This is a genomic window from Campylobacter sp. GTC17093 (assembly GCF_055397635.1).
In genome coordinates this window covers 1,478,047-1,492,996 of record NZ_AP038832.1, presented here as the reverse complement: position 1 = coordinate 1,492,996, position 14,950 = coordinate 1,478,047, and the positions used below count along the sequence as shown (strand labels likewise).

The window sequence follows — 14,950 nt, the reverse complement described above, 5'->3', positions numbered from 1 at the left end:
TTAAGGGCAAAAATTTAAAATAATGACAAATAATATTAAGCCATTTTGTAACCTAAACTCAAAATTACTTATACTTGGTAGTTTTCCATCTGTTATATCAAGACAAAATGGTTTTTTCTATGCAAACAAACAAAACAGATTTTGGAAAGTTATAAGTGCGGTTTTTGATGAAAAAGAACCTCTAAATTTAACAGACAAAAAATCTCTTTTACTTAAACACAACATCGCATTATGGGACATTATACAAAGTTGCAACATAAAAGGCTCAAGTGATGCAAGTATATCAAATTTAAAAATAAATAACATAGCTAAACTTTTAGAATACAGCCCAATTACACACATTTTTACAAATGGAGGTAAAGCGAGTTTGCTATATCAAAAATATATTTTAAAACATACTTTGATGCAAAATTACGCCCTACCCTCTACAAGTCCAGCAAACGCTAGATTTTCCTTAGAAAAACTTATAAATGAGTGGAAAATTTTATCTAGGATTTAGTTTAACTTCTTTTAATCTATCACTTTTAAAATTTCTTCTACCATATTTTGCCTGGTCTTTACCATTTAACTCAACCAAATCAGCTGTAAATCCACAGGTTTGGTTTATCACGGTATAAGTTCCAACCCCATACATATCAACAGGTGTTTTTGCCTCTTCAAATTCTTTTATAGTTTTTGGATTAAAAGATGAACTAACAACTATCTTTACATAAGCAAACCCATTTTCATCAAGAGCTTTTCTTAAAGCAAACACAAGCTCTTTGCAGACACCATGAGGATCAAATCCGCTCGTATCTTTTCCCATAAAATATTTATCTATCAAGTTTTTAGATGTATCAACTCTAAGTGCACCAAGCCTATCTTTTAAAGCTTTTGCAACTCTAAGCGCATCGGTTATAACGTCGTTGTTATAATCAACCAAAGCTGTGATTTTTTCTTTTGGAAAAGTTTTTGCATAAATGTTTGCTGCTTTTATTATATCTCCATCACACATTTGAATAAGGGCGTGAGGCATAGTTCCCATACCCTCTCCTCCCCACCATAAACCTTGCGCATTGGTTGAAACTCTGTTAATCCCTGCAACAAAAGTGGCATAACCATCGCCAATTTGCGTTAAAATATCATCTTGCCTATCAGCCATACTAAAAACTATCTTACCATTTGCTGCTTTTAAAACTTCATGCACATTGGTTGCAACCGAACTCCTTCTTGCTAGCGTAGCATCTATAACATTTTCTAAAAAGCCAAAATCTTCGTATTTTCCACTAACTTTTAAAACAGGATCATATCCTTTTACGATATCTCCATCATTTAACGCTACAACTTTTAAATTTTGTGGATTTTTTGCAAAAGTTTGTAAAAGTGCTATAGATTCATCTATGCCACACAACATATATTCTTCAGTTCTACAAAACCACTGCTGTGTTACGTTTTGATCTGGCAAATTTTCTTTTATAATTTTGTTTGTTTTTAAAAAGTAATTTGCCGCAAAAAAGCCCTCTGCTATGCGCTCATCAAATTTAAATGTAGCGTTTGTAAGACGAGAGATTTTACCTGCTTTTTTAAGTTCTATTTCTGTTTGCATAAAGTTTCCTAGTTTTATGGATAAAAATGAGCTTAAAAGCTCATTTTATTAGTGACAGTGAGCTTTTCCACTCATATCTGGTTGTATTGCAGAATTATCAGCACCACCTTTAGAGTTTATATCTTCAATGATTTTTATAAGCTTTTCAGCACCATCTAAATATCTTTTAGCACTCACTGAGTTTGGATCATAAAAGCTTACTGGCTTTCCACTATCTCCGCCTTCTCTTATGGCTGGTTCTATTGGAATTTCAGCTAAAATTTTTGTTTTGTATTTCTCACATAGAGATTTTGCTCCGCCTTTGCCAAATATATCATACTCTTTTCCAGTATCTGGAGCTATAAAACCACTCATATTTTCTATAATTCCAGCTACTGGGATGTGAAGTTTTTCAAACATATCAAGAGCTCTTGAGCTATCATCAAGAGCAACAGTTTGTGGAGTTGTTACACACACTCCTGCAGTTACTGGCACACTTTGAGCAAGGCTAATTTGCGCATCACCAGTTCCTGGGGGCATATCAAATAAAAGAACATCTAAATCGCCCCAAGAAACATCTTTTAAAAGCTGGTTTATAACTTTCATGATCATTGTGCCTCTCCATATTAGAGCTGCACCATTTTCCATTAAATTTCCCATACTTATCATCTCTATACCATGAGTTTTTATAGGCTCTATCTTGCTACCAACCGCATAAGGCTTTTCATTTTCCACACCAAGCATTCTTGGGATATTTGGACCATAAATGTCAGCATCCATTAGTCCAACTTTTTTACCAAGTTTTGCTAAGGATATAGCTAAATTTAGAGTTGTAGTGCTTTTACCAACACCACCTTTGCCGCTACTTATCATTACGAAACTTTTTATTTGTGGAGCTAAATTTTTCCCACTTCTTGTATTGCTTTGTTCTTTTGGAATTTCTGGTTGAATTATATTTAGTTTTACATCTCCTAAAAGTGCTTTTATATCACTTTCTAGTTTCTTTGCAACTTCAGGATTTGAAGATACTATTTGCAAATCTATGCTTATACCACCATCAGTTTTAACATCTTTTACAAAACCAAACTCAACTATACTTTTTTTAAAACCTGGATAAATAACTTGTTTTAACTTTTCTAAAATTTCTTCTTTATTCATTTGGATACTCCTTACACTCTTTCTTAGCTATTTCTCTACTTATCTTATAAGCACAAAACTTAGGTCCACACATCGAGCAAAATTCAGCCTCTTTAAACACATCTTGTGGCAAGGTTTCATCGTGATATTCTTTTGCTCTCTGTGAGTCTAAAGCAAGCTCAAATTGCTTGTTCCAATCAAAATTATACCTCGCATCACTCATTGCATGATCCCTGTCTATCGCGCCAATTCTACCGCGTGCTATATCTGCTGCATGAGCTGCTATTTTATGAGCTATAAGACCCTCTCTAACATCTTTTGCATTTGGCAAACCTAGATGCTCTTTTGGCGTAACATAGCAAAGCATGCTAACCCCATGCGATGCAGCTATTGCTCCACCAATAGCACTTGTGATATGATCATATCCTGCACCAATATCAGTAACTAGTGGACCAAGCACATAAAATGGCGCATTGTTACAAAGTTCTTGTTCGAGTTTGACATTATACTCTATTTGATTTAATGGAATGTGGCCAGGACCTTCTATCATAACTTGCACATCTTTTTCATAAGCTCTTTTTGCAAGCTCACCTAGAACTTTTAACTCGCTAATTTGAGCTTCATCTGTGGCATCATAAAGACAGCCTGGACGTAAACTATCGCCAAGTGATAGCGAAACATCATATTTTGCACAAATTTCACAAATCTCATCAAAAAATGTATAAAAGGGATTTTCTTTATGATAGTGCATCATCCAAGAAGCCATTAAACTTCCACCCCTACTTACTATCCCCATTTTTCTTTTTGCAACAAGTGGCATAAACTCAAGCTTAAAACCAGCATGTATTGTAAAGTAGCTAACACCTTGCTTTGCCTGATTTTCTATAACATTAAGCATAGTTTTGATATCTAGCTTTTCAACACTGCCAACATCGTGAATTATCTGATACATCGGCACTGTGCCTATTGGAACTGATGATGCTTTAATGATAGCTTCTCTTATAGCGTTTAAATCACCACCAGTTGATAGATCCATAACTGTATCTGCGCCATACTTTATAGAGATATTTAATTTTTCAACTTCTTCATTTATATTGCTAGAAATGCTTGATGAGCCGATATTTGAGTTTACCTTACACTTTGTTGCAATTCCAATACCCATAGGCTTTAGATGTTTATGATTTATATTTGCAGGAATTATCAAAGAGCCTTTTGCAACTTCTTGTATGATTAAGTTTTCATCCAAATTCTCAACTTTTGCAACATATTTCATCTCATCAGTTATTAGACCTTGTTTTGCATAATAAAGTTGTGTTTTTTTATCATTGTTTTTAGCATGTTTCATATGGTGCTCTATCATTTTTCTTTCCTAATAAAAATAATTATCAGAATATATCAATAAAAAGCTAAAAAACAGCTTTTGTAATGTATAATTATCCTTAGTTTATTACATTAAAGGAACGATAGTGCTTGATATCTCTTTAATAATGCTTGGAGCAGGAACATCTAGCAGATTTTCCATGCCTGTAAAAAAGCAGTGGATAAGACTAAACGATACTCCTCTTTGGCTTTATGCAACGCAAAATTTATGCAACTTTTACTCTTTTAAAGATGTGTTTATAGTAAGCAATGAGTGTGCATATATGAGCAAATTTACAAATAACTTTAAGTTTATAAAAGGCGGAAATACTAGGCAAGAATCATTAAAAAACGCTCTAGATGAAGTAAAAAGCGAGTTTGTCTTAGTTAGCGATATAGCAAGACCTTGTATTAGCAAAGAACTTTTTTCAAAGCTCATAGATGGTCTAAATAATGCCGATTGCGTAGTTCCGGCTCTTAAAGTTAGCGATACTGCATATTTTGAAGAAGAAAGCATAAATAGAGATAAATTAAAGCTTATCCAAACACCGCAACTTTCAAAAACAAACATGTTAAAAAAAGCTCTCCAAAGCAATACAACATTTACAGACGATAGCTCAGCCATAAAAGCAGTTGGAGGCAAAATTTGGTACGTTGAAGGTAGTAAAGAAGCCAAAAAGATCACATATTATGATGATTTACTTGATTTAAATTTACCAAAACCATCCCTTGATATATTTAGTGGAAATGGTTTTGATATACATAAATTTGGATCTAAAAATGATAAAGATTTAGTAATTTGTGGAGAGAGTATTCCTTATGAGCATGGTATACTAGCGCATTCTGATGGAGATGTTGGAATTCATGCTTTAATAGATGCAATGCTTGGAGCAAGCTCTTTGGGAGATATTGGTGAACTTTTTCCAGACACAGATGATAAGTTTGAAAATGCAAATTCCTTGGATCTTTTAGATACAGTAAATGATATGATAAGAAAAGTTGGATTTGAGATAATAAATATAGATATAACCATAATTGCTCAAGAACCAAAACTTTTAGCATACAAAGATAAAATGGCAAAAAACATAGCAAATGTTTTAAACTTAACACAAAATAGAGTTAATGTAAAAGCAACTACAGCCGAGTATTTGGGCTTTTTAGGCAGAAAAGAAGGAATTGCGGCTTTAGCAAATGCGAATTTGAAATTTTACGATTGGATGAAATATGAAGGTTTTAATAGTAGAAAATGAGACATATTTAGCACAAAGTATAGCATCAAAACTAAGCAAATTTGGATTTGAATCTAAAATTTTTGAAAATGATGAAGAGCATAATAAAAACGAGTTTTTCGATGTAATTTTATTATCAACAAATTTTTCAAATAAGAAATTTGAGCAAATCATATGTGAAAATAAAGACTCTATAATTATAGTAATGATAACTTATATTAGCAATGATACCGTATTAAGACCTATAGAGCTTGGTGCGCATGATTATATTCAAAAGCCGTTTATAATGGAAGAGTTAGTTAGAAAGATAGAACATTTCATAAACTACCATAAGTTAAAAATGCTAAATAAAACATATAAAAGTTATTTAAAAAATCATTTTGGATCATCATCTTTTAATGAACATGATATAAAAAAAATAAAACTTCCAATTATGATTCGTACCATTAAAACAAAAAGTTCTGATAGTTTTGTGCTATTTTATACTATAAATTTTGATATTGCATTTGAACAAATCGACCTAAAAGATAATAACCCAATAGAAAAACTAAAAAAAAGAATAGGTAAAAACTTATTATATTTGATAAATTTCCAATCTCTTAAAGAAGAAGAAAAGAAAGAAGTTTTAGACATTTGCGTAAAAAAACAAGTTATTATTTCTACAACAAACTTATTAGAAAAAGCAAACATTGAAACTATTGACATTCCTATTGAAGATAGTGGTCTTGAGATAAATGAAATTTTAGGAATTGATGATTATACAAAATTTGCTATATCTAAATATCAAAATACTTATAGCGATACAGAACTAGCCAGAAAACTTGGAATTTCAAGAAAATCACTGTGGGAAAAGAGAAAAAAATATGGTATCCAAAAATAAATCTATAACTATCACCAAAGCAGACTACGGCATACTTTCTCTTATAGAAAATGGAATTTTAGGTAAATTTACAAAGCTTATGGATGAGCAAGAAGCTCAAATTGCAGTAAGTGGTAAATTTAAGGATGAACCATGCCCATTTACATATGTTTTTGCACCAATAGAAAATGAACATATTATAAAGCATTTAAAAAGTGGTGATATTTTAGATCTTATATTAAATGATAAAAAAGTTGGATACATAGAAGTAGAAAGTATTTACAAAACAAAAAAGGAAATAGCTAATAAATCTATATTTTTGATTGATTTATTGAGATATGGTCCTAATTTAAAATATGGAAAATACGCAATAAGTGGCAAAATACATGCATTTGACACATCATTAGAACAAACCAAGGCAAGAATTTCAAATAAAATAAAAGATGGCAATCTAAAAAAAATAAGTGCTATTATGTTGAGGGCAAATCCAATTCATAGAGCCCATGAAAGACTTATGCGTATTATGATAGATAAAGCAGATCTTGTAATAGTGTTTCTAATAAGAACTTTAGAAGAAAATAAACTAGATTTTGATCTAAGAGTTAAAGCACTAAAATACTTTGCAAATAAGTATCTCCCAACAGATAAAATAGAAATAGTTGCTTTTGAAAATACATTCTTTTTTAGAGATCATGCAGATCCTGCACTTGAATGTATTGCCGCACATAATCTAGGTGCAAATAAGCTTGTAGTTGGACAAAATCATATTGGTATAGGAATGTTTTATGATGGAAATAGACCGCATACTGCATTAGATGTATATCAAAAAGAATTAGATATCGAAATAATAGTTATGCCAGAGTTTGTGTATTGCAACGAATGCAAATGCTTAGTAAGCACAAGAAATTGCCCACATGGCGGACATCACCATATAAAATATCACACAAAGAATCTAAGAAGCTTACTTTTTAATGGTATCATGCCACCATCAATACTTATGAGAAGCGATATTTCAGCTCTTATACTAAGTGAGCTTTTTCCAAATAGATTTAAAGATATACAAAAAATTTATGATGATTTGTTTGCAAATAAAGGTATCTTAGAAAAACATGATGAAAAAGACTTTTATATAGAGCTTATGAAGCTTTATCAAACACCTATCATGAACTAGGGATAATAATGCGAAAACTATTTCTTACATTTTTTTATAGTGGGCTAGCGCCTTTTGCTCCAGGAACTTTTGGAACATTAGCAGGAGCTGTTGTAGCATATTTTGTGCTTAAATATTTAGGTGCTGAGACTCTAGTATTGCTATCTATTTTTGTATTTGTTGCAGCTATTAATCCTATAAATGAATACGAAAAAGAGACAGGCTCCCATGATAGCTCACATATCGTTATAGATGAGGTTGCTGGAATATGGCTAACTTTATCAATGTGTGGATTTTCTTTATTTGGTTTCATATTGGGAGTTGTTTATTTTAGACTTTTTGACATATATAAACCATCTGTCATTGGACGCATAGATAGAGAAGTAAAGGGTGGTCTTGGCGTGATGGGAGATGATATGCTAGCTGGATTTTTTGCAGGACTTGGGGCGCTAATAACACTCAAAGTTTTAATATACTTTGGTGCTATAACGCCAGCTGTTTAATAAATTTAACTTAAATAAGTGCCTTATCCATAGATACTGGCACTTCAAGACCCATTAGTTTAAGTACTGTAGGAGCTACATTACTTAAGCCACCATTTTTTATCTCTTTAACACCATCTGCCATCACAAAACAAAATACATCAAAGGTTGTATGATTTGTAAGAATCTCTAAATTTTCATCCTTTATAGCCTCACAGTTTCCATGATCACTTATTTGTATATAAGCATAATTTTGTTCTTTAGCTGTATCAATAATCTTGCCTAAACACTCATCAACTGCTTCAACAGCTTTTATAGATGCTTCGTAATTTCCAGTATGACCAACCATATCACCATTTGCAAAATTTACAACTATAAAATCAAATTCATCTTTCATAGCCTTTAGTATTACTTCGCAAACCTTATAAGCACTCATTTGTGGCATTTCATCATAGGTTTTTACTTTTGGGCTAGGAACCAAAATTCTTGTTTCATTTGGCAACACATCTTCTTTTCCGCCATTAAAAAAGAAAGTAACATGAGCGTATTTTTCAGTCTCAGCACAATGAAACTGCCTTAGTCCATTTTTAGAGATAATTTCACTTAAAGTATCTTTTATCTCATCTTTTTCAAAAATTATAGGAAAATCAAAGCTATCATCATAATCTGTCATAGTTACTAAATTTTTAACAACAAATTCTCTTTTAAAGCCATCAAAAATTTCGCAAGACAATGCAGAGCAAATTTCTCTTGCTCTATCGTTTCTAAAATTTATAAACACAATTCCATCATCTTTTTTTATACCATCAAATCCATTAAAACTAGCAGGCTCTATAAACTCGTCTGTGATATCTTTTTGATAAGATTTTTGCATATACTCGCTTGGAGTTAAATTAGAGATATTTGTACCACTTATCATATTTTCATATGCTTTTTGCACCCTATCCCATCTTTTATCTCTATCCATGGCATAAAATCTACCACAAATTGTCGCTATCTTTTTGTTTTTACCCTGTTTTTGCTCAAGTTCTTTTATAAATTTTTCTCCACTTACAGGCGAAACGTCTCTGCCATCAGTTATTGCGTGTTCCCACACTTCAAGTCCTAGGCTTTCATAAATACTAGCAATCTCATCAAAATGTTCACTTGAAGAATGAACTCCACCATCACTATAAAGCCCTACTATATGCACTCTTTTGCATTTTTTTGCTAAATCCATCAAAACAGGATTTTTTCTTATCGAGCCATCAACTATTGCCATATTTATTTTTACTAAATTTTGATATAAAATCCTTCCACTTCCTATGGTCATATGCCCTACTTCGCTATTTCCCATCTGTCCATCAGGAAGCCCTACACTTTTACCACTTGTTTTTAAAAGTGAATTTGGAATATTTTTAAAAAGATAATCATAAGTTGGTTTTTTAGCATTTGCAAATGCGTTAAACTCGTTTTTAGGATTGTATCCAATACCATCTGTTATTACTAAAATAGTTTTTTGCTTCATTTCTTCATTCTTTATATTAAATTTTAATTATTTTTTAGCATTATTATACTAAAATTTGGCTTTTTATCAATAAAGGTCATTATGTTTTATTATCTGTATACATTTTTAAATATAAATTTATTTCAATACACAACAGTTAGAGCAGGTTTTTCGTTTTTTATAGCTTTTGTTCTTACAATATTTCTTATGCCTAAATTTATAAGATGGGCAAAGAAAAAGCATGCCGATCAACCAATATACGAACTTGCCCCAAAAACCCATCAAGTAAAAAATAAAACCCCAACAATGGGTGGCCTAGTTTTTATTTTTGCAACAATAATAGCTAGTTTACTTTGTGCTAGACTTGATAATATATATGTTATATCTTCTATTTTATGCCTGTTTTTGTTTTGTATGATAGGTTTTGGTGATGATTATAGCAAGATTATAAAAAATAGCAACCACGCAGGACTAACTCCAAGAGGAAAATTTACATTACAGATACTTTGCGCTCTTATAATAAGCGCTATTTTATTTATAGGTAAAGCAAATACAGAACTTTTTATACCGTTTTACAAATACCCAATCCTAAATATGGAACTTTTTGCTATAGCTTTTTGGATAATAGTTATAGTAGCTAGTTCAAATGCTGTAAATTTGACAGACGGTCTTGACGGACTTGCTACGGTTCCAAGTATATTTGCGCTTTTAAGCCTTAGCATATTTGCATATCTTAGTGGGCACATAGTTTTTAGTAGTTATTTGTTTTTGCCAAGCATACAGGGGCTTGGAGAAGTTATCATCATAACTTGTGCATTAATGGGTGCTTTGGTCGGATTTTTATGGTTTAACTGTCATCCAGCAGAAGTTTTTATGGGTGATAGTGGAAGTTTAAGTATGGGTTCATTTATAGGACTTGTAGGAGTAATGAGTAAAAATGAGTTTCTACTTATCATTATAGGTTTTGTTTTTGTAATGGAAACAGCATCAGTTATACTTCAAGTTGGAAGCTTTAAGATGTTTAAAAAACGTATATTTTTAATGGCACCTATACACCATCATTTTGAGATAAAAGGCTGGGTTGAAAACAAAATCATCATTAGATTTTGGCTCATTGCCCTACTTGCAAATTTAATAGCACTTACTGCATTAAAGCTGAGATGATGAAAAAATCACTATTTGGATATGCACTAACCACAAAAGCTATAGCAAAAAGTGGCGGATGGGATATCTATGATGATAAATTTAAAGAAATTTCAAATGATGAGTATGGAAATTTACTTTTACCAACAGATAAATTTGACACTCAAAAAAGCGAGCTTGAAATCCCAAGTCCAGGTTTTCCACGCACACACGAACTAGTTAAAAGTGCTAGAAATTTAATAAGCGAGTATGATTATTTTAAAGATGTCATGCCAACAAGTGTTTGGATAAGTGGAACAAATGGCAAAACAACAACTACAAAAATGGCTCAGTTTTTACTAGAAAATTACGGCTCATATATGGGTGGAAATGTAGGAAATCCACTCGCAAATTTAGATAAAAACGCAAAAATTTGGGTTTTAGAAACCAGTTCTTTCACACTTTACTATACTAAATTTGCCTCTCCTGATGTTTATGTTTTGCTTCCTATAACGCCAGATCATATAAGTTGGCATGGGAGCATGAAAGAATATGAAAAAGCAAAACTAAAGCCACTTTCATTGATGAAAGAAGGTTCTGTTGCGATTTTACCTAAAAAATATGAAGGTATGCATAGTTTAGCACAAATTTTATACTACGAAGATGAAAGCGATTTGGAGAAAATTTGTGGCGTAAAAAATAGTGATATAGCTTTTAAAACACCATTTTTAATGGATGCTTTGATGGCGCTTTGCATAGAAAAAATCCTTTTTGACAGAGCTAATTTTAAACTTCTAAATAGATTTATTATAGAGTCAAATAAGCTTGAAGAGATCAAGGATAAATTTAACAGACTTTGGGTAAATGACACAAAGGCTACCAACATAGATGCAGCGCTTCAAGCCTTTAAACGCTACAAAGAGTTTAAAATTCATGCGATAATCGGTGGCGATGATAAAGGTGTGGATTTAAGCGAAATTTTTGAAACTCTTAGCAAACAAGATGCTATAGTTTATGCAATCGGCTCAAATACCAATAAAGTTATGAGTTTATCTACTAAATTTAACCTAAAATCATTTAGATGTGAGTTTTTAAATGTCGCAGTAAAAGAGATATCTAAAAATTTACAACGTAAAAATGAAGTTGGTCTACTAAGCCCAGCTTGCGCAAGTCTAGATCAGTTTAGCTCATACGCCCAAAGGGGCGATGATTTTAAGAAATTTATAAGTGAACTGTAACAAATAGTAATAATAAAAAATTGTTTTTTAGTATGCAATATAAACATACAATCTTTTTTCTTAGTTTGAGTTATAATATATAAAAATCAAAATAAAAAGGTTTGTCTATGCAAATTTTTGAATTAAAGATTTTTATCAAACCCTAGGCAAGAAAACTCTCACTTCTTAAAGTGAGAGTGATTCACAGGTACTTTGCCTTCTATTCTTATAATTTCATCTTCAAAATCCATTTCTTCTATCTCTTGTGGTAGCATTAATGCTCTGCTTGTTTCACTTATATTTCTACTGCTACTACCACCGCCACGAGATGAACTACTTCCACGAGAAATATTTTTAACTGTTTTATTCCTTAAAGCTTTTGATAAAAAAATCATTAAAAATAATATCATAAACAATTTTATTATTCTATCAATATTTTTGTGTTTTTTGTTATCTACAACAGGTATCTTTTTTTAATAAATAACTAAAATAAGATTTACAAAAGGAAAAAAATCATTAAAAACAATATTAAGTTTTCATAATTTGTATAAACCATTTGCTATCAACAAAAGTTGTATTGAAACATATCATAAAAAATATTAAAAGTGATGAAAAAAATGTATTTGCTATCAACAAAAGTTGTATTGAAACTTTGTCGTTAAGTATTTTTTCTTATTTGTAATCATTATTTGCTATCAACAAAAGTTGTATTGAAATGACTTTATAACTGGTGTTTTAAATATACCTGTAACTGTGCTTTTACCAATCATACTAAGCAATGGTGTTTCATCTGCACCTATTAGTATAATTTTGTCATAAACAGATGGGACTAATCCAACTCTTTGTGTTGCTGGCGCTTGGTATCCTGTTGAAGTAATTGCCATTTTATTTTCCTTTTATAATGATTTTATGGCATTATAAAAGGAAGTAAAGTCCATAATCTAGGCAAATTTTAGACTAATGAGAAAATTTATAATCCTCATTTTTTAGATTTAAATTCTTAATAATTCATCTTTGTATAGTTTGAGATTTGTTTACATCAGGGGGCGCTTGTTTTTATTTTTATAAATATTTTTAAGTCTTTGTATACATCTAATTTTGTTTTTGTTCTTGAGTTTTTCTTGCTCGCTCTAATCTTTTTAAATCATTTGTCTTACTTTTGTAATATATTTAGTTTCTCCGCTAGTCTTATCAATGATTAATTTACCTATTTTACCATTTTCATTAATAGCAAAGTATAATCAAGCCTGTTATTATTATAAAAAGTGTATATTTCTTAAATTTAAAAATACAATAATACATAAAAAATTATGTATTATTGTATGTATAATTATAATAATTCTGGCCTAAACTCAAAATGCATTGTATCAAAATGCTCCCATCTACCACCCCAAATGAAACCATGCCTTTCAAAAACATCTATTATTTCTTTTGGTATAGAATTTTCATATAAGCCAGTTTTACTCCATTGCCAATAATGTGAGAAATTTGTATTTATATCAACCGCTATACCCCAGCTATGTGCACTTAGATTGTTTGAGTTTGCTATTTTTCTATACTTATATGTTCCAGCCGGATTGTTAAGATATTTTAATAATTCTGGACGAGTTTTTGTAAGTATATCTAAATCGTTTGAAACATTTTCAAAAGCTTTTGCAGCACCATTTTTTGAGTTAAATTTAAACTTTTTATTTACGCTACTTTTAAGCCAAACAACATCTACTAAATTTTTTTCTACTTCCTGCTCATTTTGACCATAAATTTTACCAAAAAATAACTCATTTCTAAATCTACCAGCATCACTTAAATTTTTTCCTATCTGTGCGTATTTTGGATAAGGTAAAGCAAACATATCTTCTACACTAGGATTGTTAAGTAGTTCATCAAATTTTTTATTTTGTTTATCATCTCTGTAAGGCATACTAGAGCCGTCTTCAAAAATAACTTTACCATCTCTTATATTTACACCATAACTTTTAGATAAAATTTCACTTTTTGGTTTTGCAATGATATTCATAGATGTTATTTTTGATAAAAGTAAACTTTCCTCATTTATATCATCTCTATCTTTTCCTATATCAAGATGCGTAATAGCAACTTGTGAGATAAGCGCTCTTGAACTATCTTTTGTTTTTATTCCCCACGCATCATGAACTGCCACTGGCTTACCATCTATTTCTCCTGCATAAAGCATTACATGCCCTGGCATGTAAAATAGTGTCAAAAAAGGGATGGCGTATTTTTTTATCATTTGAAGTTTTTTTTCATTATCCATATTTTTTAGACTTATAACCTCTCCTACATTTCCTTGCGCTTTTGAATTTCTCGGAAGAAATATTCCAAAATTAGCAAAAAGATCTTTTAAAAATAAAGAACAATCTCTATAATACCCAAATCCACCCCAACCATAAGGTTCTCCTAAAACGCTATTTATAGCAAGTTTTAGATTTTCACTTGTAAATTTAGCTGGAAATTTTGTAACTCTATCTTTTGGGATATAAAATTCTTCTTCGCCATTTTTTGTAAAAACTTTGCCTATATAATGAGTATCATTTTGTCCATAAACCCTTAAAACTGCACCCATCCTAGCCTCAAACAAAAAGTTACCAAATTTATCATAAACTGGTGTATCATCAACTAAAACTGACATTAAATTTGAGTTTTTTATCTCATTTTTTTCACTTTCACTAACATAGCGAATATCTCTTGCATCTATCCATCCCCAAAGTGCATCACTTTCTACAAGAACCCAAGCTCTATCTTTTGAGTAGTGTGAAACAAAAACAGGAGCGTCTATATGTAAAACAGATGATTGCAGATAATCAAACGGATATCCCTCCCCTGCTTTTTTAAAACTAATAAATATCGGTTCACTTGTTGGCAAATTTCTTACGAGAGTATTTTTTGTAGTAATTGCTACTCTTGAGACACTTTTGTAGGCTTCTTTATTTGCATTATCGTGAATTTTTTCAAACCACTCATCTGAAATTTGATGTCTATTGGGAGAGTAATATTTTCTAGTTAATGTATTTTTATAAGATAACCCCCAAAGCGCTTCGCTTGCTGGTATATTTATAAAAATTTTGTCTAAAACATTATCTCTTTTTTGTATAAAATCATAATTTATAAAATAACTACTAAAATCATAGGAATTTAGAGAATTAATATTTTGAGCTATATCAAATTTTATTAAACTAAGCTCATCTACTTTACAAATTTCACAGCTTTGAGAATTGGAGTGTTTATTTGCGTTGCTAATTTCTGGACTTTTTGAACAAGAGGCTAAAAAAACCGCGCAAGTTAAAGATATGACAACGTGTTTAAAATTTTTCATTTATTTCCTTT

General features: G+C 31.0%; 14 protein-coding genes. 7 read left to right on the top strand and 7 right to left on the bottom strand.

Annotated elements, in window-relative coordinates; all coding sequences use genetic code 11:
• Positions 1 to 22 precede the first annotated feature (22 nt).
• A complete protein-coding gene (locus ACZ5VL_RS07755) occupies positions 23 to 499 on the top strand; it encodes a DNA-deoxyinosine glycosylase (protein WP_464198494.1) in 477 nt (158 codons plus the stop codon).
• Here the strand turns inward: ACZ5VL_RS07755 and ACZ5VL_RS07750 are convergent.
• The 3 genes from ACZ5VL_RS07750 to thiC are packed head-to-tail and all read right to left on the bottom strand — an operon-like array spanning position 485 to position 4,061.
• Positions 485 to 1,585, bottom strand: coding sequence for a nicotinate phosphoribosyltransferase (locus tag ACZ5VL_RS07750; protein ID WP_464198492.1), 1,101 nt, complete (start codon positions 1,583 to 1,585; stop codon positions 485 to 487). The two genes, ACZ5VL_RS07755 and ACZ5VL_RS07750, sit on opposite strands and share 15 nt — an antisense overlap.
• A gap of 48 nt (positions 1,586 to 1,633) precedes the next feature.
• The gene (locus tag ACZ5VL_RS07745) at positions 1,634 to 2,722 is read right to left on the bottom strand and encodes an Mrp/NBP35 family ATP-binding protein (RefSeq protein WP_464198490.1); all 1,089 of its coding nucleotides are present in this window, start codon (positions 2,720 to 2,722) and stop codon (positions 1,634 to 1,636) included.
• Positions 2,715 to 4,061, bottom strand: coding sequence for a phosphomethylpyrimidine synthase ThiC (gene thiC / locus ACZ5VL_RS07740; RefSeq protein ID WP_464198488.1), 1,347 nt, complete (start codon positions 4,059 to 4,061; stop codon positions 2,715 to 2,717). Before thiC ends, ACZ5VL_RS07745 begins: the two co-directional genes overlap by 8 nt.
• Before the next feature lie 106 nt (positions 4,062 to 4,167).
• On the opposite strand from thiC, the gene ACZ5VL_RS07735 reads away from it, so the two are divergent.
• From ACZ5VL_RS07735 to ACZ5VL_RS07720, 4 genes are read left to right on the top strand one after another with little or no spacing between them, the layout of a single operon-like run.
• The gene (locus tag ACZ5VL_RS07735) at positions 4,168 to 5,310 is read left to right on the top strand and encodes a bifunctional 2-C-methyl-D-erythritol 4-phosphate cytidylyltransferase/2-C-methyl-D-erythritol 2,4-cyclodiphosphate synthase (RefSeq protein ID WP_464198486.1); all 1,143 of its coding nucleotides are present in this window, start codon (positions 4,168 to 4,170) and stop codon (positions 5,308 to 5,310) included.
• Positions 5,285 to 6,169, top strand: a complete 885-nt coding sequence (locus ACZ5VL_RS07730) for a response regulator (RefSeq protein ID WP_464198484.1) — start codon at positions 5,285 to 5,287, stop codon at positions 6,167 to 6,169. The genes ACZ5VL_RS07735 and ACZ5VL_RS07730 overlap by 26 nt, the downstream gene beginning before the upstream one ends.
• Positions 6,153 to 7,319 carry a sulfate adenylyltransferase gene (locus tag ACZ5VL_RS07725; RefSeq protein ID WP_464198482.1) on the top strand — a complete coding sequence of 389 codons (1,167 nt, stop codon included), beginning with the start codon at positions 6,153 to 6,155 and terminating at the stop codon, positions 7,317 to 7,319. Before ACZ5VL_RS07730 ends, ACZ5VL_RS07725 begins: the two co-directional genes overlap by 17 nt.
• Before the next feature lie 8 nt (positions 7,320 to 7,327).
• Entirely contained in the window at positions 7,328 to 7,801 is a 474-nt protein-coding gene (locus ACZ5VL_RS07720; RefSeq protein WP_464198481.1) for a phosphatidylglycerophosphatase A family protein, read from the top strand.
• Between the two features lie 10 nt (positions 7,802 to 7,811).
• On the opposite strand, the gene gpmI is transcribed toward ACZ5VL_RS07720, so the two are convergent.
• On the bottom strand, positions 7,812 to 9,287 hold the full coding sequence (gene gpmI / locus ACZ5VL_RS07715) for a 2,3-bisphosphoglycerate-independent phosphoglycerate mutase (RefSeq protein ID WP_464198479.1): 1,476 nt from the start codon (positions 9,285 to 9,287) through the stop codon (positions 7,812 to 7,814).
• A gap of 81 nt (positions 9,288 to 9,368) precedes the next feature.
• Between gpmI and mraY the strand changes: the two genes are divergently transcribed.
• Both mraY and murD read left to right on the top strand, forming a co-directional pair.
• On the top strand, positions 9,369 to 10,430 hold the full coding sequence (mraY, locus tag ACZ5VL_RS07710; RefSeq protein ID WP_464198477.1) for a phospho-N-acetylmuramoyl-pentapeptide-transferase: 1,062 nt from the start codon (positions 9,369 to 9,371) through the stop codon (positions 10,428 to 10,430).
• Positions 10,430 to 11,626, top strand: a complete 1,197-nt coding sequence (gene murD / locus ACZ5VL_RS07705; RefSeq protein ID WP_464198475.1) for a UDP-N-acetylmuramoyl-L-alanine--D-glutamate ligase — start codon at positions 10,430 to 10,432, stop codon at positions 11,624 to 11,626. The genes mraY and murD overlap by 1 nt, the downstream gene beginning before the upstream one ends.
• A 158-nt stretch (positions 11,627 to 11,784) precedes the next feature.
• Here the strand turns inward: murD and ACZ5VL_RS07700 are convergent, their stop codons facing one another.
• From ACZ5VL_RS07700 to ACZ5VL_RS07690, 3 genes are all read right to left on the bottom strand, one after another.
• A complete protein-coding gene (locus ACZ5VL_RS07700) occupies positions 11,785 to 12,015 on the bottom strand; it encodes a type IV secretory system conjugative DNA transfer family protein (RefSeq protein WP_464198473.1) in 231 nt (76 codons plus the stop codon).
• Positions 12,016 to 12,300: 285 nt separating this feature from the next.
• Positions 12,301 to 12,489, bottom strand: coding sequence for a hypothetical protein (locus tag ACZ5VL_RS07695; protein WP_464198471.1), 189 nt, complete (start codon positions 12,487 to 12,489; stop codon positions 12,301 to 12,303).
• A 446-nt stretch (positions 12,490 to 12,935) separates the two neighbouring features.
• Entirely contained in the window at positions 12,936 to 14,939 is a 2,004-nt protein-coding gene (locus ACZ5VL_RS07690; protein WP_464198469.1) for a bifunctional C40 family peptidase/M15 family metallopeptidase, read from the bottom strand.
• Positions 14,940 to 14,950 lie beyond the last annotated feature (11 nt).

Coding starts and splice junctions, on each gene's coding strand:
- ACZ5VL_RS07755 (WP_464198494.1), top strand. CDS start 23: ATGACAAATAATATTAAGCCATTTTGTAACCTAAACTCAAAATTACTT.
- ACZ5VL_RS07750 (WP_464198492.1), bottom strand. CDS start 1,585: ATGCAAACAGAAATAGAACTTAAAAAAGCAGGTAAAATCTCTCGTCTT.
- ACZ5VL_RS07745 (WP_464198490.1), bottom strand. CDS start 2,722: ATGAATAAAGAAGAAATTTTAGAAAAGTTAAAACAAGTTATTTATCCA.
- thiC (WP_464198488.1), bottom strand. CDS start 4,061: ATGATAGAGCACCATATGAAACATGCTAAAAACAATGATAAAAAAACA.
- ACZ5VL_RS07730 (WP_464198484.1), top strand. CDS start 5,285: ATGAAGGTTTTAATAGTAGAAAATGAGACATATTTAGCACAAAGTATA.
- ACZ5VL_RS07725 (WP_464198482.1), top strand. CDS start 6,153: ATGGTATCCAAAAATAAATCTATAACTATCACCAAAGCAGACTACGGC.
- ACZ5VL_RS07720 (WP_464198481.1), top strand. CDS start 7,328: ATGCGAAAACTATTTCTTACATTTTTTTATAGTGGGCTAGCGCCTTTT.
- gpmI (WP_464198479.1), bottom strand. CDS start 9,287: ATGAAGCAAAAAACTATTTTAGTAATAACAGATGGTATTGGATACAAT.
- mraY (WP_464198477.1), top strand. CDS start 9,369: ATGTTTTATTATCTGTATACATTTTTAAATATAAATTTATTTCAATAC.
- murD (WP_464198475.1), top strand. CDS start 10,430: ATGAAAAAATCACTATTTGGATATGCACTAACCACAAAAGCTATAGCA.
- ACZ5VL_RS07700 (WP_464198473.1), bottom strand. CDS start 12,015: ATGATATTATTTTTAATGATTTTTTTATCAAAAGCTTTAAGGAATAAA.
- ACZ5VL_RS07695 (WP_464198471.1), bottom strand. CDS start 12,489: ATGGCAATTACTTCAACAGGATACCAAGCGCCAGCAACACAAAGAGTT.
- ACZ5VL_RS07690 (WP_464198469.1), bottom strand. CDS start 14,939: ATGAAAAATTTTAAACACGTTGTCATATCTTTAACTTGCGCGGTTTTT.